This window comes from Methanoculleus chikugoensis, assembly GCF_019669965.1.
Taxonomy (GTDB): Archaea; Halobacteriota; Methanomicrobia; order Methanomicrobiales; family Methanoculleaceae; genus Methanoculleus; species Methanoculleus chikugoensis.
In genome coordinates, this window is sequence record NZ_AP019781.1 from 2,231,169 (window position 1) to 2,250,558 (window position 19,390).

Genomic DNA, 19,390 nt, shown 5'->3' on the forward strand with positions numbered 1-19,390 from the left:
AGATTTTGCTTTTCGAGATAGATATATGCATCGTTCTGTCTCTCCCCGTTATTTTCGAAATGGGGCGATTTAACCCATTTTCCGGAAGAACACCGGCATCCCGACACCGGTTTGAAGCAACGGGCGATCTCAGGATTCCCCACCGGGGAGGAGGCCTTTGCAGCGCGACAACCATTCTCCGTCACTCCCTGATCTTCAGGATCTGCATGCAGTACTGATCCACGGACATAAAGAACGCAGATCTCGCGCGTTTCGCCCGTTCATCGTCCCCTTCGATGAAGTCGCGGAGGATGTACTCCAGCGACGTGATGTAGTAATCTCGCCCGGGCGAGGCCTTCTTTGCCTCCTCGAAGCAGACGTAACTCTCCGTTTTGTGGTTCCTCATGACCTCGAAGGCAGTATCGAGCATCAAGAGCGGGAACCGGGGAAACTCTTTTAAGATCGCCAGTTTCCGGAACGTCGCATAGGATCTCGGCTGGGCTCCGAGAATCGCGAGTTTCATCCCGTAGTAGAGCGGTTCGGGGTCGTTCGGGAACTGCTGCATCATCTGCTTGACGACAGCGGCGGCACCGCTCCCGTTGCGCAACTCCACGCGGGTGTTGAACGCCTCCGCGAGGAAGAACCGATCGTCCGAGAACCGCTCCGTTGCATGAGCAAGGAGATGGTTCCGGCGCTCGATATCGCCATCGTCCTTCGTTTTGGTGATGCCCATGCGGTAGAACTCCGGTTCGCTCGGGAACCAGGTGAACGCCAGATCCAGCATGAACCAGAAGATCGTGTTCAGCCGGTTATCCCTGCGACTGAAGAGCGCGAGACGGTTGAGCGGGGCGCGGACACGGGAGACGTTCAGCATCTCCTCGCGGGCGTGCAGTTCCAGGTCGTCGGGGCGAAGTCTCGACTTCTGGTTCTTCGCGAGGGAGAGAGCGTAGTAGCAGTAGGCGACCGCAGCGTTGGTGCGACCGTCGTAACTCCTGTGGGGCATAAGGTACTCGATCGCCTGGTAGTAGTTGCCGGAGTCGATCAACTTCAGGGCCACAATCACGTCGAGCGTTGCCCGCCCCTTGCGGCGCCGCTTGTTTCCCATAGCGTGCCGCAGGAATTTCTCGAGAAACTCCGTCGTCGGGGCCTCGCGCGTGACGTTGAGGAGGGTAAAAGCGGTCGCATCGATGAAGTCGTCGTAGGTCCTGTCGTCGAGATCGGGAAACGTCTTGTCGAGCGTGGCGGCAACGTGACCGAAGAAGACCGGGAGGTTCCCCTCGACCAGTCCGGTGTTCTTTGCGATGTAATCGTCCATGGTAGCCCGGAGCTGCTCGAGCCGCCGGTTCCGGAGCGCCTCGGGCTGCCACGCTTCTTCCATACCGTACTGGTTGAGAGTTGAAGAGATATTTGTTGTTATATGTCCTTCAGGTCTCTCCCGCCGGGAGAGAGCGTTAAATCCAGTATATGGCGCGTAAAATGGAGATTTCGTGCAACAAGGTTTTCAGGGATGGAAGGCGGCACCGGGTCTCGCCGCCGGGACCCTGATCTCCTGCCGGCAAACGAGCAGGGTAAACGAATCGGATTTCGTATCCGGCGCCGGTCTTCATAACGTTTATCCCGACAGACCCCATATCCTCCGGGAGGCAGGTGTGGTCGCGTGGGCTACATTGACGAACTAAAACGGGTCGGGAGGGACGCGAATCCCTTCTTCAAACTGATGGGGATAGATGTAGACGAATACGGCGACGGGCGGGCGCGCCTCAGCATGGAGGTCCGGCCGGATATGCTGAACGGCGCCGGGTGGCTCCAGGGCGGGATCTACGTGGCGCTCGCCGACGAGGCGATTGCGCTTGCGCTGTATACGCTTCTCTCAGAAAATGAGAGGATCGCCACGATCGACGAGCATACCAGTTTCATGAAGGGCGTCAGCACGGGGGCGATCGTCGCCACCGGGCGGGTCGTCCGCAAAGGCCGCCGGGTGGCGTTTGCAGACGGGGAGGTCAGGAGCGCGGCGGACGATACCCTCCTTACCCGGACGTCGACATCGTTCGCGGTCATCGAGGGGTAGCGCCGGGACGCCCCCCCGGGGAAGCCCTCTTTGCGCCGACGGGGATTCCCCGGGACTGCCGGAACAATACATTCTCAATACCCGGGATCACATACATAAGATAGAGCATTCGGCACAACCGGAGGGGAACGAGAGTTTGAAGTATATCGTTGTAACCGGCGGCGTCATGAGCGGGCTCGGGAAAGGCATCACCACCGCATCCATCGGCCGCCTCTTGAAAAACCGCGGCTACCTGGTAACGGCGGTGAAGATCGACCCGTACCTGAACATCGACGCCGGCACCATGAACCCCGCCCAGCACGGTGAAGTCTTCGTCCTCTCCGACGGCGGGGAAGTCGACCTCGACTTAGGCAACTACGAGCGGTTCCTGGACATCAACCTCAAGTCGATCCACAACATCACGACGGGCAAGGTCTACCGGAACGTCATCGAGAAAGAGCGGCGCGGGGACTTCCTCGGGGCGACTGTCCAGATCATCCCCCACATCACCGACGAGATCAAGCACTGCATCAGCTGCGCGGCCGAGGAAGCGGTCAACGGCGGCAAGGTTGCCGACATCTGCATGGTTGAGGTCGGCGGCACGGTGGGCGACATCGAGAGCATGCCGTTCCTTGAGGCCGTACGGCAGATGCACGGCGAACTCGCGCCGGAAGAGATGATCCTGGTTCACGTCACCCTGGTCCCGATGGACACGATGGGGGACTTCAAGACCAAACCCACGCAGCACTCGGTGAAGGCGCTCCGCGAACTCGGGCTGCAGCCCGACATCATCGTCGCGAGAAGCAGCGACGTGATCGGGCCGCAGACGAAGAAGAAGATATCCACCTTCACCGACGTCCCGGTAAAAGCCGTCGTCTCCGCAAAGGACGCACCGGACATCTACCAGATCCCGATGGAGCTGGAGAAAGAAGGGCTCGCGGACGTCGTCTGCAATTACCTCTCCCTCAATAACCGGGAACCGGATCCCGCGTGGTACCGGGTCGTCTCGCAGGAGTACACGAACCGGGTGACGGTCGCCATCGTCAGCAAGTACGGGATCGAGGACGTCTACATGTCCATCAAGGAGTCGCTCAAGCACGCCGGAAGAGCGCTCTCCACCGAGGTGAAGATCCGCTGGCTGGACGCGGAGACGTTCGAGATCCGCGATCTCGCCGATGTCGACGGCATCCTGATCCCGGGCGGGTTCGGGAAGCGCGGCATTGAGGGGAAGATCCGGGCGATCCGGTACGCCCGCGAGAACAAAAAGCCCTATCTCGGCCTCTGCCTCGGGTTCCAGCTCTCGGTGATCGAGTACGCGCGGCACGTCCTCGGCATCGAGGACGCCACGAGCGAAGAGATGGGTGAGGGGGCGCACGTCATCGCCATCCTGCCCGAGCAGGAGGGCGTCAGCGAACTCGGGGGCACGATGCGTCTCGGGAACTGCGACGTCGTCCTGAAAGAGGGGACGAGAGTGGCCGGTCTCTACGGCAGAACGGCAATCGTGGAGCGGCACCGCCACCGCTACGAGGTGAACCCGGAGTTCATCGCCGACCTCGAAGGCGCCGGGCTCGTCTTCTCGGGCTCCTGCGGGCCGCGGATGGAGGTCTGCGAGATCCCGGAGCACCCATTCTATCTCGCGACGCAGTTCCACCCTGAGTTCAGATCGAGCCCGACAAAACCCTCCCCGCCCTACATCGGCTTTGTAGAGGCATGCAAGAAGAATAAATCATCAGAGATCAGGTGAGACAGCAGAATGGTAAACGTCGAGAAGTTTATCGACCGGGCAGTCAGAGAGATATGCGATGCTGCCGGCGAGGATAAGGTCGTGATGGCGCTCTCCGGCGGCGTGGACTCGTCGGTCTGCGCGGCGCTCGCGACCCGCGCGATAGGCGACCGCCTTGTCCCGATATACGTGGATACCGGCCTCATGCGGAAGGGGGAGACCGATCGCATCCGGTCGCTCTTTGCCGACGCGAACCTCCGTGTCGTGGATGCCGCGGACGAGTTCTTCGAGGCTCTCGCGGGCATCGTCGATCCCGAGGAGAAGCGCAAGGCCATCGGTGAGAAGTTCGTCCGGATCTTCGAGCGGGAAGCGAAGCGGACCGGCGCGACGATGCTCCTGCAGGGGACGATCTACCCCGACCGCATCGAGAGCGAAGGGGGCATCAAGAGCCACCACAACGTCGGCGGCATGCCCCTCGATATCGAGTTCAAAGGCGTCATCGAGCCGCTTGCCGACCTCTACAAGGACGAGGTCCGCGAGGTCGCCGGCGGGCTCGGGCTCCCGGCGGAGATCCAGCACCGGATGCCCTTCCCGGGCCCGGGGCTCGCCGTCCGGGTGCTCGGAGAGGTGACGAAGGAGAAGGTCGCGATCGCCCGGGAGGCGAACGCCATCGTCGAGGAGTGCCTGGTGGAGGAGTTCCGGCCCTGGCAATGTTTCGCGGCACTGATCGGGCTCGGGACCGGGGTCAAGGGAGACGTCCGGCTCCACGGCTGGATCGTCGCCGTCCGGGCTGTTCAGTCGCGGGACGGGATGACCGCCGACCCGCTGCTCCTGCCCTACGAGACGCTGTCGCGGATGGCGACCCGGATCACCGCCGAGATCCCCGGGGTCTCCCGGGTCGTCTACGACGTCACCCCGAAACCCCCCGCGACGATCGAGTATGAGTGATATCATGGCAGAAGACTCACGCGTGCTTGACGCACGCTACTACATGCCCGCGTTCAGCCGGGCGATGAAGATCGTCCGCGGCGCGGGGTCGCGCGTCTGGGACGACCAGGGACGGGAGTATATCGACTGCGTGGCGGGTATTGCGGTCTGCAGCACCGGCCACTGCCACCCGAAGGTCGTCGAGGCGATCTGCAATCAGGCTCACGAACTGATCCACTGCTCGAACCTCTACTACATCCCGAACCAGGCGGAACTCGCGGAGAGACTCGTCGGGATCTCGGGGCTCTCGAAGGCGTTCTTCTCGAACTCCGGCGCGGAGGCGAACGACGGCGCGATAAAACTCGCCCGCGTCCGGACGGGGAGGAAGAAGTTCGCCGCATTCAACCACGGGTTCCACGGCCGGACCTGCGGATCACTCGCCGTCACCCACAAGCCCGCCATCAGGGAACCGTTCGAGCCGCTCTCGGTTCCCTGCACCTTCGTCGACTACGGCGACCTCGACGCCCTTGCGGGTGCGGTCGATAAGGATACCGCCGGGGTCTTCGTCGAGCCGATCCAGGGCGAGGCCGGGGTGCTGATCCCGCCCGACGAGTTCCTCCGGGGTATCCGGGAGATCTGCGACGATACCGGCGCGCTGATGATCGTCGACGAGGTGCAGACCGGGATGGGCCGGACCGGGAAATGGTTCGCCTTCCAGCACTCGGGCGTCACCCCCGACATCGTCACGACCGCAAAGGGGCTCGCGAGCGGGTTCCCCATCGGTGCGCTCGTCGCCCGCGAGGAACTCGAGTTCAAGAAGGGCGAACACGGGAGTACGTTTGCCGGAGGCCCGCTCGCCTGCGCGGCGGCGCTCGCGACGATCGGCGTCATCGAGGAGATCCTCCCCGATGTGACCCGGAAGGGCGAGCGGTTCATGAAGGGCCTTGCCCGCCACAACCCCCGGGGCCGCGGCCTGATCGTCGGCATATCGGTCGGCGACCGGTGCCCGGAGGTGCAGCAGACCTGCGCCGCGAACGGGGTGCTTGTCAACTGCGCTGCCGACGGGAACCTCCGGCTGATCCCGCCGCTCGTGATCACGGACGAGGAGATCGACGCAGCCGTCGGTGTCATCGATGCAGCGCTTGATTAGAGCGTGCTATGCGGGTGCGGGCGGCTACTCCTACGCGAAGAAGGCCGGGGACGTCGCGCGGGAGCACGGCTTCGACCGGGTGGCCCGCCTCGCGAGCAACGAGAACCCCCGGCCGCCGTCGCCCGCCGCGATCGAGGCGGCGGCAGCCGCTCTGCGGGAGACGAACCGCTACCCGGACGAGCGGGCATCCGCACTCGTCGAAGCCCTCCGCCGCTACCACGGCGACTACCGGTTCGTGACCGGCGCGGGGATGGACGGCGTCATCGAGACAGTGATCCGGACGGTCGTCGAGCCCGGCGAGAAAGTGGCCGTCTCGACCCCGACCTTCTCCTTCTACGGGATCGCGGCCGCGGCGCAGGGCGCACGGGTCGTGAACGTCCCCCGGAGTGTGGACTTCTCGGTCGACCCTGCAGCGTTTATTGAAGCCTCGCGGGGCGCAAAACTCGCCTTCCTCTGCACCCCGAACAACCCCACGGGGAACTCGGTTCCGCCGGAGGATGTCGAGGCGATCCTCGAAGGAATGGACGGGCTGCTCTTCCTCGACAACGCCTACGTCGATTTTGCGGATATCGACTACCGGCCGCTGATGCGCCGTTACGAGAACCTGGTCATCGGGCGGACGATGTCGAAGATATTCGCTCTCGCCGGGCTCCGGGTCGGCTACGCATTCGTGCCCGCGTGGCTTGAGCCGTTCTACCAGAGGGCCGCAACCCCGTTCGCGCTGAACTCGGTCTCGATGGCCGCGGCCGCAGGGGCGCTCGGCGACACCGACCGGGTGAGGGAGACCCTTGAACACGTGCGGGAGTGGCGGCGGCGGTTCATCGAAGAGGTGCCGTTCAGGGTATACCCCTCGGACGCGAACTTCGTCATGATCGACGTCGCGCCCCGAACAGGGGATGATACAACGGAACGCCTCGCGGCGAAGGGCGTCCTCGTCCGGTCCTGCACCAGTTTCCCGGGGCTCGGAGACCACTACATCAGGGTCTGCATCGGCGAAGACTGGGAGAACATCCGATTCCTCGGGGCGATGACAGAGATATGATGACGGGCATCACCGGCACGCCGGGAACCGGGAAGACGTCTGTTGCGGCCGAACTCGAACGGCGAGGGCACACCGTCGTCCGGCTGACGGATACGGTGCGCCCCTATGTCATCGAAGAGGACCGTGACCGCCAGACGCTGGTGGTGGACGTCGACCGGTGGGTGGAGGAGTTCGAGCCCGTCGACGGGATCGTCGAAGGCCACCTCGCCCACCTCCTCCCCTGCGACCGGGTGGTGGTGCTCCGGTGCCGCCCGGACGTCCTGCGCCGGCGCCTCGCCCCGAGGAACTACCCGGAGGAGAAGATCGCGGAGAACGTCGAGGCGGAGGCACTCGACGTCATCCTGATCGAGACGCTCGATGAGCACCCGGGCGAGCACGTCCTCGAGGTGGACTCGACCGATCTCTCCGCCGGCGACTGCGCCGACCGGATCGAGCGGTTCATCCAGGGCGTTCTCCCGCCGTCCTACGGCTCCATCGACTGGACGGATTACCTGGAGGTCGGGCGATGACGCTCGACCAGTTCCGGCCGCACGTGCAGGGGATCATGCAGCCCGCGGTGGACCTCATCCGAAAGATCGGGGTCACCCCGAACGCGTTGACGATTGCGTCGTTCCTCGTCTCGGCGCTTGCGGGTATCGCGTTCTATGCCGGGGGAGTCGTCCTCGGAACCATCATGGTCGCGTTCAACGCCGTTTTCGACGCGCTCGACGGGGCGCTCGCCCGGGATATGGGGATCGCGGGGCTTCGCGGAGACTTTCTCGACCACGTCATCGACCGCTACGCCGATATCTTCATCATCACCGGGATATTTGCGGGCGGGGCCGCGCCCTGGCAGATAGGGGTCTTCGCGCTGACGGGTGTCCTGATGTCATCCTACCTCGGCACCCAGGCGCAGGCCGTCGGGGTGGGCAGGGTCTACGGCGGGATCCTCGGCCGGGCGGATCGCCTCGTGCTGATCATCATCGCAGGTGCCCTCACGGTGCTGATACCCGGCGATATCTACGGCCTGAACTACCTCGGGTGGCTCCTCGTCATATTCGGCTTCCTCGGACACTACACCGCGTTCCAGCGGTTTGCCCACGTCTGGCGGCAGATAGAAAAGCAGTAAGCGATCGCCTCACCTATTTTCACGCCCCCATGCGAGACCGCGCCGTCGCTCTCCGGGGGGTGCATCTCTGCACGGGAGCCTGCCGTTGCATCCGGTGATCCGGCTGAGAGCGTCCCCTACGGGTTGAGGACGTAGATCCCGTAGTTGAGGTAGGCCGCGAAACTCACCCAGAGGAAGTACGGGACGAGCAGAATCGCCGCGGGCACCGAGACCCGGTCGAAGGCGACTATCATCATGAGGATCGCAATCCAGAGGAACAGGATCACGATGAACGCGAAGAAGGGCGCCTGCATCCCGAAGAAGACGAACGACCAGAGAACGTTCAAGACCAGTTGCACGCCGAAGATCGCCGTCGCAACGTGCGCGTTCTTATGCCCCCACCCCTTGCTCCAGACGAGGTAGAGCGCGATGCCCATGAGGATGTAGAGCACCGTCCAGACGGGGCCGAAGACCCACGCCGGGGGACTGAACCCGGGCATTGTAAGGCCGGCATACCAGGTGGGGATCGCCGGCATCGTGAAGAACGAGCCGATCCACCCGGCTGCGAGACTGATCCCTATCGCCACGATGAACTGAACGATTCGGACGTAGGTTGGTGTCACGCTGGGGAATAATGCTTTCCGCGCCCTTAATCCTTTTGATCCGGGTAGCGGTCGTCAGCCCGGGCCCTGACGGAAAGCCGACGATGCACAGTTTTCAGCACGGAATGTTACTCGCACTCCTCGCCGTCCGGGTAATCGTTGTCACCGGCAGGGAGAACCTCACGGAGGGTGAACCGGAACGCCGTACCGAGATCCGGCCGCCCTTCCACCCGGTCCTCCACCCGGATGGTGCCGCCGTACCTCTCCACCAGCGTCCGGACGATGAAGAGGCCGAGGCCGTCGCCGTATCCCCCGACCCACCCCCGCTCAAACCGGGAAAAGATCGACTCCTTCATGGGATCGGGTATGCCCGGCCCGGTATCCTCGACCGAGACCAGCACGCTCTCGCCGTCGTAGTCCTCCACCCGGATGGCGATCCGGACGTCCCCGCCGCCGAACTTGACGGCGTTCCGGATGAGGTTCGTGAAGACCTCACAGAGCAGGTCGTCCGCCCAGACCCGGGTGAGGGGGCCCTCCGCAATCTCGATCGCGACGTCCGGGAAGGCGGCGACCTCCTCCCTGATGACGGCGGCGAGGTCGACCGGCCCGACGTCGGGCGAGTCGTGGTGGATGCGGCGGATCGTGGTGACGTTGCCGAGGATCTCCGCGCTCCGGTGAATGCTGCTCCGGATCTTCCTCGCGTAGAGCGCGGCCTCCCCTTCCAGCATCTCGAGGAGGAGGTCGGTGTAGAGGTTCGAGACGTTCTCGGCGTTCTTGATATCGTGCGTCATGATGTCGAGGTAGAGGTTCGCCTCCCGGTTGGCCGCCTCGAGTTTCTTGTGCAGCATCCCTTTCAGGATCCCCGACCCGATCTCCTGGCCTATCGTCTCGAGGAGCGTCCGCTCGTCGCGGGAGAAGGACGTCTTCGTCCGGCTGCCGGCGTATACCGCGCCGACGACGACCGATTCCGCGACGAGGGGGATGCAGGCGAGCGCGGAGACCTCGAGTTCCCGGAGTATGCCCGCCTCGATGGAGTTCAAGTCCGCCTGCTGCTCGATGTAGCGGGGCTGGCCGGCGATGAAGATGAAGTTGAACGGCCAGTGGTGAACCTTGATCAGGCGGTGCCGGGCCAGCGCCTTCGCGGGGAGTCCGTTCTGGTGCTGCAGCAGCGCTCGTTTCCGCTCGGAGTCGAGCATGTAGACGATGCCGACGTCGAATCTCATCAGTTCGAGCGTCTTCTCGAGCGACTCCTCCAGGAGCCCGGCAAGAGAGAGGGAGGCGGCCGTGACGCCGATGACCTGATTGAGCATCGTGAGGTGCTCGTTCCGGATCCGGAGCTCCTCTTCGGCGCGCTTGCGCTCGGTGATATCCATGATACCGGCGATCGAGCCCCGGAACCTGCCGGTCTCGTCGGTGACCGGCGACGTGACCACGAGCGCGTGGACGTGTCCGCCGTCGCAGTGGAGGAGGTCCAGTTCGAACTCCTGCCGTTCGTCGGTCGCCCGGCAGAACGGATTCGTTGGAGCGGAACCCTTCCGGCCGGGAGCGTCGAAGAACCAGGCGACCGGCGAGCCGACCAGACGTTCCGCGGGGCAGCCGAGGATCTCCTCCATCGCCGGGTTCGCGAAGGTGATGAGGCCGGTCTCGTCGACGGCGATGACGCCCTCGTTGAGGTTCTCGACGAGCCTCCGGTACATCGCCTCAGAGTGCCGGAGCGCGGCCTCCACCCTTGTACGCTCGAGCGCGTACCGGATCGCCCGACAGAGCAGTTCCGCGTCGGCCTTCTCCTTGACCAGGTAATCCTGCGCGCCGTTCTGCATCGCGTGGAGCGCGGCGGGGTCTTCTCCCGCCGCGGTGAGCACGATGACCGGGACGTCGGGGGCCGTCCGGCGCAGGCGGTCGAAGACCGCCGCCCCCTGCCCGCCCGTGAGATCGAGGTCGAGGAGCACGACGTCGATTCCGCCCCCCGATACCGCGGTAAACCCGTTCTCGGGGCGCTCGCGGTGGATCAACTCAACGTCGCGCCCGCACTCGCACAGCATCTCCCCGAGATCGCCGGGACTCTTCCCGATCAACAGCACGCGTAAGGGTTCGCTCATGGTCTCACTTGCATCCAGGGCCGGTACCCGCCCGTATCGGTGTAGATTCAGGTGTCCCGGCCGCAGGACGGCTCGCCGCGGGCATAGCCGCACGCAGCCGGGTTCTCATTACTGTAATACAGTTCTCCGGGGATTTATATCTCGTTCTTTGAGCGCAGGCGGGGCACCGGGAGGGGGCTCCGGGGACAGCTGCATCGTGCGCGGCAGCAGTTCCCGGCGCTCTCTGGCGGCTACGATCGGTGCGGTGAGGGACGAAAAAACGTTCATCCTCTCTCGATCCAGACCCGGCGTGAAGCAGGGATTGCACGCCCGGCATAACCGACAATCTTGAACTATTGAAAGGAGATATGGCCAGATCTCCAGTAACGAAACCGAATGCTTATAGATTCTTCTGTACTCTTAATAGCATATGGGGAAACCTCCTAACAGCATTCCGTTGATAACATTGTGCCTGATCGCTGCAACCCTGCTGCTGATCGGCACCGCAAGCGCCGCCGCACCGGAAGCGGCGTTCAGCGGCACTCCGACCACCGGGGCCGCACCACTCGCTGTACAGTTCACCGACCAGTCGAACAGCAGCCCGACCGGGTGGGCGTGGTTCTTCGGCGACGAAACGTATACCGGAAGCTGGACAGAGCAGAATGCGAGTTCCGGGTGGATGGGCAGAAACTGGCACAGCAGCGTTGTGCTGCCGGACGGCAGCATCCTCGTGATGGGTGGAGCAGCGGGTTTCAGTGGATACCAGAACGACACCTGGCGGTCAGAAGATAACGGCGCAACGTGGACACCGATGAACATGAGTTCTGGATGGTCGAGAAGAGGAGACCACAGCAGCGTCGCGCTGCCGGACGGCAGCGTTCTCGTGATGGGGGGAGCGGACCTCACCGGATGTATGAATGACACGTGGCGGTCGACCGACGGCGGAGCCACATGGACACCGATGAACATGAGTTCGGGGTGGACGGCACGAGCCGGTTCCACGGCGGTCACGCTACCCGACGGAAGCATCATACTCATGGGCGGTTGTGATGCCGACTACACTCCTCTGGACGACACCTGGCGGTCGGACGACAACGGCACAACCTGGACGAATATCACGCCGCCGGACGGCAACCCATGGACAGCAAGAGCCTAGCACGCCAGCGTTGCGATGCCGGACGGCAGTATCCTCCTGATGGGCGGCGATGACGGCAGTAACAGGATGAATGATGTTTGGTGGTCGGATGATAGCGGCGGGACATGGGCGCAGTTACCCGATGCCGGGTGGGCGGGAAGAGCCTACCACACCAGTGTCGTGATGCCGGACGGCGGTATCCTCGTGATGGGCGGTACGGGTACAACTGGCTCCAGGAACGACATGTGGCGGTCGGATGATGGCGGCTGGACGTGGATACAGTTACCCGATGCCGGGTGGCTGAACCGGCAGAACCCCACGGCGGTCACGCTGCCGGACGGGAGCGCCATAGTCATGGGCGGCTGGCTCGGCAGCGTCTATTATTCAAACGACACCTGGCGGTTCCAACCCGCAGGCTCGACGGAGCAGAACCCAACACACATCTATACGACCCCGGGAACCTACACGGTAACGCTGCAGGCGTCCAACGCCGCTGGTTATGACAGCACGCGAATAACCAATTACATCACGGTCACAGCCCCGGCCAGCAGGCCATCATCCGGTGGCGGCGGCTCGACGGGCGGGCCGGACGGATATAACGTGGGCGGGGACTCCGCCGTGAGCAAGGTCACCGTCACCGGAACCGGGCTCAAGACGTTCATCGTCACCGGCTGGAAACAGTCCTCCCCGGGAACCGGGATCCCCCCGGCGCCGGGAACCCCGTACCAGTACGTCGACCTGGTGCCGGCCCGGTTCGAGACGATCACCGGCGCGAACATCACCTTCTCTGCCCCGGCCGCGTGGCTCGAGGAGCACGGGTTCACCCCCGAAGAGATCGTGATGTACCACTACAACGGCACGGCGTGGGAGGCGCTCCCGACGACGGTCAAGGATATCACCGGGTCGACGGTCACCTTCACGGCGACGACCCCCGGGTTCTCCCTCTTCGCGATCAGCGGGGTCGAGCGACCCGAGGAGGCCGTAACGACCCCGACAGCGACAACGCCGCCGGCGACGGCAGAGCCCACCGCGACAGAGACCACAGCCGCGCCGCCGGCCGGCGAGCCGGCGCCTGAATTTCCGCTCGGAACGGTCGCCCTTGTCGGAGGGGCGATCCTGGTGCTCGCCGCCGGAGGCTATCTGGTCCGCCGCTGGTGGATCAGGAGGCAGAACCCGGCGCTCTTCCGGGACTACGACTGACTCCGCGATCGATGAACCGGGGCAGATTGCCCCCATATTTTTGTAAGGGGATTCCCGGAAGTCCCTATCAATAGACTCTTTTAAGGGAAAAACCGGATTTGTTGAAATCCTTCCCCGGAGGACGAATCACCTCCTAACCATACATCACCCCTGCATAGTTGCCTCACGCGAAGTCGCGAAGCCGCGAACTCCGGCATCTAGTTTGTGGCGACCCTTCGCGTTCTTCGCGGCTTCGCGTGCGCCGTGGGGATACAGCCTCACCCCGGGTGTGATGGTTTGTGAGTGCGACCGCCGTCCTGGCAGGAGCTCGAGCACTATCAGGCGCGAAGATGCCATTAGCCTTATGGGTTCCGCGCAAAGAAACGGTTCGACTGAACGGCCGGGACAAACACAACGGGTTCTAAAAAAGGGTTACTTCTTCCTCGCCCGCAGCCGCGCGAGCTCCTCGCCGCCCGGGACCTTCACCACGAACGTCCCGTGACAGGGCTTGGTGTAGGGGAAGATGAGGCGATCGCCGTCGACGCCGACATACAGCGGCGGCACACCGATGATGTGGACATCGAAGATCTTGTAGCCCGGCTCGACCTCGTGGTACTCCCGGACGTTCTTCTTGATGTACTCCCGCGCCTCCCTGAACGTCGTCTGCGAGAGAAGGATCTCGGGTTTCATCGCTTCGAGACAGCCGCCCACTGCATCACCTCCTCGAGTCTCCGCTTCAGCGGCATGGGGTTATGGACGGCCTTCGCCGCCACGATCTCGCAGGGGAACTCGATCTCCTCCGCGAGTTCTTCCGCGTGCTCCCCGAAGATGAGCGCGTAGACCCGCGCCTTCGATATGTAGGCCATCGTTCCGGCATACGCAATCCCGGAATCGTTATGGATGAAGACGAAGCAGAGGTCGAAGTCCCGCTTCTTCTCCATGATTGCGTCGATCGCGTCGTCGAGATCGGCCATCTCGTCGAGGTAGTACCGGCCCGGATCGGCCGTCTCCATCAGTCTTCGCGCCGCCGTCGTCCCGGCGATCACCGGCCGGATGCCGTGTTCCTTCAAGCCGTATGCCAGGTAGAGCGCCATGCTCGTCTGGACCGGGACCTGCGGGCACCCGAGCAGGAGCAGTGCGGTTTTTCCGTCGTTCTCTGTCATTTCTTGGTCTTCTCCAGTTCTTCGAGGACTTCAGGCACCCGCTCGGGGTGCGTGTAGATGGTGAACCGCTCTCCCCGCGAGAAGCCGACCAGAGTGAGCCCTGCCCGCTCCGCCGTGAGGATGCCGCGGTCGGTCGAGGCCGCGCGGGAGACGACGATCGGGATGCCCGCGTTTGCCGCCTTCGCCACCATCCCCGCCGGCTGCCGGCCCGTGCACCCGAGGACACAGGTCGACCGGTCGAGTCCACGGAGGGCTGCGTGGCCCACGACCTTGTCGACGGTGTTGTGCCTCCCGACGTCGCACGCCCGGGTGACGAGTTCCCCGTCGCAGAAGAGCACCGAACAGTGGACGCCGCCGGTTCTCCGCCAGGTATCGGACTCGATCGACGCCGTGACCGCACGGATGCCGTCCGCCGTGACGGTGATCGGCGACTCGACCGATCTCGGCTCGCCGAGCACCCGGTAGCCGCCGGACGACTCCACCTCAAGCCGGACGTCCTTTCTCACCGGGGCGGTGATGTAGACGTCCTTCTCCGAGACCTCCACCGACTCGACCGTCTCCGCCAGCCCCTCGCAGACGACGAACCCCGCCCCGAGATCGTTCAGCCGATCGGGACTCGCCACGAGCGCCGTGAGATACTCGCCGTTCAGGAAGAGCCGGATATGATCCTCGACGATGATGTCGTCGTGGACTTCGCGCGCACCGTCGCCCGTCACCTGGATGCCGGCGCGGCAGACGATCTCCATCAGGCCGTCTCCTCCCGCATCCAGTCGAGGTACGGGGTGTAGCCGCCGACGATGGGCATGGCGATGATCTCGGGGGTGTCGTAACTATGGAGTTCCCTGATCCGCTCGATGAGCGGATCGAGCAGGCGGCGTTGCGTCTTCACGACAAGGAGCCGCTCGGCCTCGCTCTGGACCGCGCCCTCCCACCGGAAGCAGGACTGCACGTCGGCAACGTTCACGCATGCAGCGAGGCGTGCGTCGACAAGCGCTCGTGCGAGGTCTTCTGCCTCCCCGGCGGGGGCGGTGCAGAAGACCACGACAAATTCCGGGAGAACCATGATTTACCTTCGTAGCGCCCGTATTTAATCGTTCCCGGGGCAGGAACCGCAGCCGCCCACCCCGCCGCACTCACAGGACCCCCGCTCCTGCGGCTCGAGCCCCCGGCGGACGCGGTAATCGGCTATCGCGGCCCGGATGGCGTCGCGGGCGAGGAGCGAGCAGTGCACCTTCGGTTCCGGGAGGCCGCCGAGGGCGTCCACCACATCGGCGTCCGAGAGGTTCCATGCCTCGGCGAGGGTCATCCCCAGGATCATCCGGGTGGCCATCGAGCTCGAGGCGATCGCCGCTGCGCACCCGAAGGTCCGGAACCGGGCGTCGGCGATCCGGTCGCCCTCGACCTTGAGGTAGATCTTCATGGTATCCCCGCAGGTCGGGCTCCCCGCCTCGCCGACACCGTCGGCATCGGTCAGTTCACCCACGTTCTGGGGGTTCGTGAACTCTTCGATCACTTTTTCGGTATACATCATTCGGCCTCCGGCACCCGGGGCGAGGGCGGCGTCAACGGCGATATCTCTCGCAGCCGCCCGATCACCTCCGGCAGCACTTCGAGGATGTAGTCGACGTCGTCTTCCGTGTTCGCATCGCCGAGAGTGAGCCGGAGCGAGCCGTGCGCCTCCTCGTGGGGGAGCCCGATCGCGAGCAGGACGTGCGAGGGTTCAAGCGACCCCGAGGAGCAGGCGCTCCCCGTGGATGCGCAGATCCCGCGGGCGTCGAGCAGCAGCAGGATCGACTCCCCCTCGACGTAGCGGAAACTGAAGTTCGCGTTGTTCGCGAGCCGCTCGACCGGGTGGCCGTTCAGCCGCGAGTCCGGGATCGCATCGAGGATGCCGCGGATAAGCCTATCCCGCATCGCGGCGATGCGGCGGTTGTGCCCCGCGATATCGGCGGTCGCGAGTTCGATCGCCCGCCCGAGCCCGACGATGCCGGGGACGTTCTCGGTCCCGGCACGCCGTCGCCGTTCCTGCCCGCCGCCGTGGATCAGGGTCTCGACCCGGGTCCCCCGCCGGATATAGAGCGCTCCCGTCCCCTTCGGGCCGTAGAACTTGTGCCCGGAGAGGGAGAGGAGATCGATATTCATCGCATCGACGTCGATCGGCACCGCCCCGATCGCCTGGACGGCGTCGGTGTGGAAGAGAACGCCGTGGTCGTGCGCGACGCGGCCGATCTCGGCGACCGGCTGGACTGTCCCGATCTCGTTGTTCGCCATCATCACCGAGACGAGGATCGTCCGATCGGTGATCGCCGCTTCGACCGCCTCCGGGTCGACCCGCCCGAACCCGTCGACGGGGAGGTAGGTGACCGAGAACCCCTGCTTCTCCAGCCACTCGCAGGTGTGGAGGACGGCGTGGTGCTCGATCGCGGAGGTGACGATATGGTTGCCGCGCGCCCGATTCGCAAGAGCGACCCCCTTGATCGCCCAGTTGTCGGCCTCCGTGCCCCCGGCGGTGAAGAAGATCTCCTCAGGGCCCGCGCCGATCGCCGCCGCAACCTGCCCCCGCGCTGCCTCCACGCCGTTCCGGGGCTCGCCGGCAAACCGGTAGAGGGATGAGGGGTTGCCGAAGTGCTCCGAGAAGTACGGGGCCATCGCCGCGAGGACCTCGGGCTTCATGAATGTCGTCGCCGCGTGATCCATATACACGGGACGCTCTACCTGGTCGTTCATATCCACTAAAGCGTTGGTTCCGGGAGCGTATCAGCGTTACCGGTCGCGGGACGGCCGGGGGGTCGGAAACGTGAGTGAGAAAATACATAGGCTCCCGTGCGCAATATCTGACAATGTATTCGAGACGCATGGATCACCTTCCCCCTTACCTCTTTGCACGCATTGACGAGATGAAAGAGGAGAAACGACGTCAGGGTGTCGATGTCATCGACCTCGGGGTCGGCGACCCCGACCTCCCCACCCCGCCGCACATCGTGGAGGCGCTCTGCACCGCGGCACGCGACCCGAAGAACCACCACTACCCCTCCTACACCGGCATGCTCGCCTACCGCGAGGCGGTGGCGGAGTGGTACCGGGCCCGGTTCGGGGTCGACCTCGACGCGAAGAAGGAGACCCTCGCGCTCATCGGCTCGAAAGAGGGCATCGCGCACATCGCCGAGGCCTTCGTCAACCCGGGTGAAGTCGTCCTTGCCGCCGACCCGGGCTATCCGGTCTACAAGACCTCCACGCTCTTTGCCGAAGGGAAGGTCCACGAACTGCCCATCCGCGCCGAGAACGACTTCCTCCCGGTGCTCGAGGATATCCCCGCCGACGTCGTGAAGCAGGCGAAGTTGATATTTATCAACTACCCGAACAACCCCACCGCCGCAATCGCGCCCCTCTCGTTTTTCGAGGAGGTCGTCGAATTTGCGCGGGAGCACAACATCGTCGTCGTCCACGACAACGCCTACTCCGAGATCACCTTCGACGGCTATAAGGCGCCCTCGTTCCTCGAGGCCGACGGCGCGATGGAGGTCGGGATCGAGATGCACTCGCTCTCGAAGACCTACAACATGACCGGGTGGCGGATCGGGATGGCCTGCGGCAACCCCGATATCGTCGCAGGGCTCGGCCGGGTCAAGACCAACGTCGATTCTGGCGCGTTCGACGCCATCCAGCATGCGGCGATCGCGGCGCTGACCGGCCCGCAGGACTGTGTGGCGAAGGCCTGCTCGATCTACCAGGAGCGCCGGGACGTACTCGTGAAGGGACTCACCGAACTCGGGCTCGACGTCACGGCACCGAAGGCCACCTTCTACGTCTGGGCGCCGGTCGACGACTGCATGGCGTTCTCCGCACAGCTCCTCGACCAGGTCGGGATCGTCGCGACCCCGGGGGTCGGATTCGGGAAGAACGGCGAAGGGTTCGTCCGGTTCGCGATCACCCGGTCGATCGAGCGGATCAACGAGGCGGTCGACCGGATGCGGGGGATCGACCTGTGATCCTCCCCTCGCACCTCACGGTCAGGGACGGCCGCCTCCGGATCGGCGAGCACGACACGGTCGACCTCGCTGAACGGTTCGGCACCCCGCTCTACGTCACAAGCGAGGACCGGATCCGCGAGAACTTCGGACGGCTCTCCGGCGCACTCACCGCCCATTACCCAAAAATCCGCATCCTCTACGCCGCGAAGGCGAACGGCAACCTCGCGGTCTTTAAGACCCTCGCATCCATGGGCGCCGGAGCCGACGTCTTCTCCGCGGGAGAGGTCGCGCTCGCCCTCGGTTCCGGGATGCGCCCGGCATCGCTCCTCTTCAACGGGAGCTCGAAGACCCCCGCCGACCTCGCCCTCGCGGTCGAGAAGGGGATCCGCGTCTCCGTGGACTCGCCCGACGAACTCCGGCAACTCGATGCCGTGGCCGGCGAAGCGGGAAGAACCGTCGATATCGCCTTCCGGGTCAACCCGGCGATCGAGGTCCCCACCCACCCGAAGATCGCGACGGGGCTTGCGACGAGCAAGTTCGGTATCCCGGCGGGAGCGATCCTCGACGCCTACCGGGAGGCACTCGCGCTCGAGCACGTAAACCCGGTCGGGATCCACTGCCATATCGGGTCGCAGATCCTCGCCGTGGAGCCGTTCGCCCGCGAGGTCGAGGTGCTGATCGACGTCGCCCGGGACCTGATCGATATCGGGGTCGAGCCCTCGTTCATCGACATCGGAGGCGGCCTCGGCATCCCCTACCGCCGGGAGACCGACCGGGCGCCGACGCCGGAGGAGTATGCCGGAGCGGTAATGCCGGTCTTCAAGAAGGGCATCAAGGACCTCGGGATCGAGCCCGAACTCTGGGTCGAGCCCGGCCGGTGGCTCGTCGGCGACTCGACGATCCTCTTGACACGGATCAACTCCGTCAAGACCGCTCACAAGACATTTGCGAACGTCGACGCCGGGTTCAACCTCCTCATCCGGCCGACGATGTACGACTCCTACCACGAGGTCGTCGCGGCGAACAAGGCCGACGCTCCCGCGGTGCGCGAGTACTCCGTCACGGGGCCGATCTGCGAGACCGGCGACATCCTCGCGAAAGACCGGATGCTCCCCGAACTTGCCGCCGGCGATCTCATCGCGGTGCTGGACGCCGGGGCCTACGGGTTTGCGATGTCGTCGCAGTACAACAGCCGCCCTCGGTGCGCCGAAGTGCTCCTCGCGGGCGAGAAGGCTGCCCTGATGCGCCGGGCCGAGACGATCGACGACCTGACCGCCCCCATGGTGACGGTGCCCTGGCAGGAGTAG

General features: G+C 64.5%; 20 protein-coding genes. 11 read left to right on the forward strand and 9 right to left on the reverse strand.

All coding sequences use genetic code 11. The annotated features are described in order from the left end of the window. Positions 1-181: 181 nt before the first annotated feature. The gene (locus tag MchiMG62_RS11220) at positions 182-1,357 is read right to left on the reverse strand and encodes a hypothetical protein (protein WP_221057028.1); all 1,176 of its coding nucleotides are present in this window, start codon (positions 1,355-1,357) and stop codon (positions 182-184) included. Positions 1,358-1,636: 279 nt separating this feature from the next. Between MchiMG62_RS11220 and MchiMG62_RS11225 the strand changes: the two genes are divergently transcribed. From MchiMG62_RS11225 to MchiMG62_RS11255, 7 genes are all read left to right on the forward strand, one after another. Continuing rightward, complete coding sequence (locus MchiMG62_RS11225) at positions 1,637-2,047, forward strand: PaaI family thioesterase (protein ID WP_221057029.1); 411 nt, start codon at positions 1,637-1,639, stop codon at positions 2,045-2,047. Positions 2,048-2,183: 136 nt separating this feature from the next. Further along, positions 2,184-3,770, forward strand: a complete 1,587-nt coding sequence (gene pyrG / locus MchiMG62_RS11230; RefSeq protein ID WP_221057030.1) for a CTP synthase — start codon at positions 2,184-2,186, stop codon at positions 3,768-3,770. A 9-nt stretch (positions 3,771-3,779) separates the two neighbouring features. Then, positions 3,780-4,697, forward strand: a complete 918-nt coding sequence (gene guaA / locus MchiMG62_RS11235) for a glutamine-hydrolyzing GMP synthase (protein ID WP_221057031.1) — start codon at positions 3,780-3,782, stop codon at positions 4,695-4,697. Positions 4,698-4,701: 4 nt separating this feature from the next. Then, positions 4,702-5,826, forward strand: a complete 1,125-nt coding sequence (locus tag MchiMG62_RS11240; RefSeq protein ID WP_221057032.1) for an acetylornithine transaminase — start codon at positions 4,702-4,704, stop codon at positions 5,824-5,826. Then, complete coding sequence (hisC, locus tag MchiMG62_RS11245) at positions 5,810-6,868, forward strand: histidinol-phosphate transaminase (RefSeq protein ID WP_221057033.1); 1,059 nt, start codon at positions 5,810-5,812, stop codon at positions 6,866-6,868. The genes MchiMG62_RS11240 and hisC overlap by 17 nt, the downstream gene beginning before the upstream one ends. Further along, positions 6,865-7,377, forward strand: coding sequence for an adenylate kinase family protein (locus MchiMG62_RS11250; RefSeq protein ID WP_221057034.1), 513 nt, complete (start codon positions 6,865-6,867; stop codon positions 7,375-7,377). Before hisC ends, MchiMG62_RS11250 begins: the two co-directional genes overlap by 4 nt. Then, positions 7,374-7,976, forward strand: a complete 603-nt coding sequence (locus MchiMG62_RS11255) for a CDP-alcohol phosphatidyltransferase family protein (protein WP_221057035.1) — start codon at positions 7,374-7,376, stop codon at positions 7,974-7,976. The genes MchiMG62_RS11250 and MchiMG62_RS11255 overlap by 4 nt, the downstream gene beginning before the upstream one ends. Before the next feature lie 116 nt (positions 7,977-8,092). Here the strand turns inward: MchiMG62_RS11255 and MchiMG62_RS11260 are convergent, their stop codons facing one another. Next, on the reverse strand, positions 8,093-8,578 hold the full coding sequence (locus MchiMG62_RS11260; protein ID WP_221057036.1) for a TspO/MBR family protein: 486 nt from the start codon (positions 8,576-8,578) through the stop codon (positions 8,093-8,095). Between the two features lie 107 nt (positions 8,579-8,685). Next, on the reverse strand, positions 8,686-10,656 hold the full coding sequence (locus tag MchiMG62_RS11265; protein ID WP_221057037.1) for a hybrid sensor histidine kinase/response regulator: 1,971 nt from the start codon (positions 10,654-10,656) through the stop codon (positions 8,686-8,688). Between the two features lie 409 nt (positions 10,657-11,065). Between MchiMG62_RS11265 and MchiMG62_RS11270 the strand changes: the two genes are divergently transcribed. Together MchiMG62_RS11270 and MchiMG62_RS11275 are read left to right on the forward strand one after the other, a co-directional pair. Next, entirely contained in the window at positions 11,066-11,791 is a 726-nt protein-coding gene (locus MchiMG62_RS11270) for a sialidase family protein (RefSeq protein ID WP_221057038.1), read from the forward strand. A gap of 15 nt (positions 11,792-11,806) precedes the next feature. Beyond that, complete coding sequence (locus MchiMG62_RS11275; RefSeq protein WP_221057039.1) at positions 11,807-12,970, forward strand: PGF-pre-PGF domain-containing protein; 1,164 nt, start codon at positions 11,807-11,809, stop codon at positions 12,968-12,970. A 411-nt stretch (positions 12,971-13,381) separates the two neighbouring features. Here MchiMG62_RS11275 and MchiMG62_RS11280 read toward each other — a convergent pair whose 3' ends face one another. From MchiMG62_RS11280 to nifS, 6 genes are read right to left on the reverse strand one after another with little or no spacing between them, the layout of a single operon-like run. Continuing rightward, positions 13,382-13,639: a DUF1894 domain-containing protein gene (locus tag MchiMG62_RS11280; protein WP_221058771.1), complete on the reverse strand. Its 258-nt coding sequence runs from the start codon at positions 13,637-13,639 to the stop codon at positions 13,382-13,384. Next, the gene (locus tag MchiMG62_RS11285; RefSeq protein WP_221057040.1) at positions 13,636-14,112 is read right to left on the reverse strand and encodes a DUF1890 domain-containing protein; all 477 of its coding nucleotides are present in this window, start codon (positions 14,110-14,112) and stop codon (positions 13,636-13,638) included. The genes MchiMG62_RS11280 and MchiMG62_RS11285 overlap by 4 nt, the downstream gene beginning before the upstream one ends. Beyond that, on the reverse strand, positions 14,109-14,858 hold the full coding sequence (gene fdhD / locus MchiMG62_RS11290; protein ID WP_221057041.1) for a formate dehydrogenase accessory sulfurtransferase FdhD: 750 nt from the start codon (positions 14,856-14,858) through the stop codon (positions 14,109-14,111). The genes MchiMG62_RS11285 and fdhD overlap by 4 nt, the downstream gene beginning before the upstream one ends. Next, complete coding sequence (gene cutA / locus MchiMG62_RS11295; RefSeq protein WP_221057042.1) at positions 14,858-15,175, reverse strand: divalent-cation tolerance protein CutA; 318 nt, start codon at positions 15,173-15,175, stop codon at positions 14,858-14,860. Before cutA ends, fdhD begins: the two co-directional genes overlap by 1 nt. Before the next feature lie 24 nt (positions 15,176-15,199). Further along, a complete protein-coding gene (locus MchiMG62_RS11300) occupies positions 15,200-15,643 on the reverse strand; it encodes an iron-sulfur cluster assembly scaffold protein (protein ID WP_425331890.1) in 444 nt (147 codons plus the stop codon). Next, positions 15,640-16,839, reverse strand: coding sequence for a cysteine desulfurase NifS (gene nifS, locus MchiMG62_RS11305; RefSeq protein WP_221057043.1), 1,200 nt, complete (start codon positions 16,837-16,839; stop codon positions 15,640-15,642). The genes MchiMG62_RS11300 and nifS overlap by 4 nt, the downstream gene beginning before the upstream one ends. A gap of 113 nt (positions 16,840-16,952) precedes the next feature. Between nifS and MchiMG62_RS11310 the strand changes: the two genes are divergently transcribed. Together MchiMG62_RS11310 and lysA are read left to right on the forward strand one after the other, a co-directional pair. Next, the gene (locus MchiMG62_RS11310; RefSeq protein ID WP_221057044.1) at positions 16,953-18,101 is read left to right on the forward strand and encodes an LL-diaminopimelate aminotransferase; all 1,149 of its coding nucleotides are present in this window, start codon (positions 16,953-16,955) and stop codon (positions 18,099-18,101) included. Beyond that, positions 18,098-19,390: a diaminopimelate decarboxylase gene (gene lysA, locus MchiMG62_RS11315; protein WP_221057045.1), complete on the forward strand. Its 1,293-nt coding sequence runs from the start codon at positions 18,098-18,100 to the stop codon at positions 19,388-19,390. Before MchiMG62_RS11310 ends, lysA begins: the two co-directional genes overlap by 4 nt.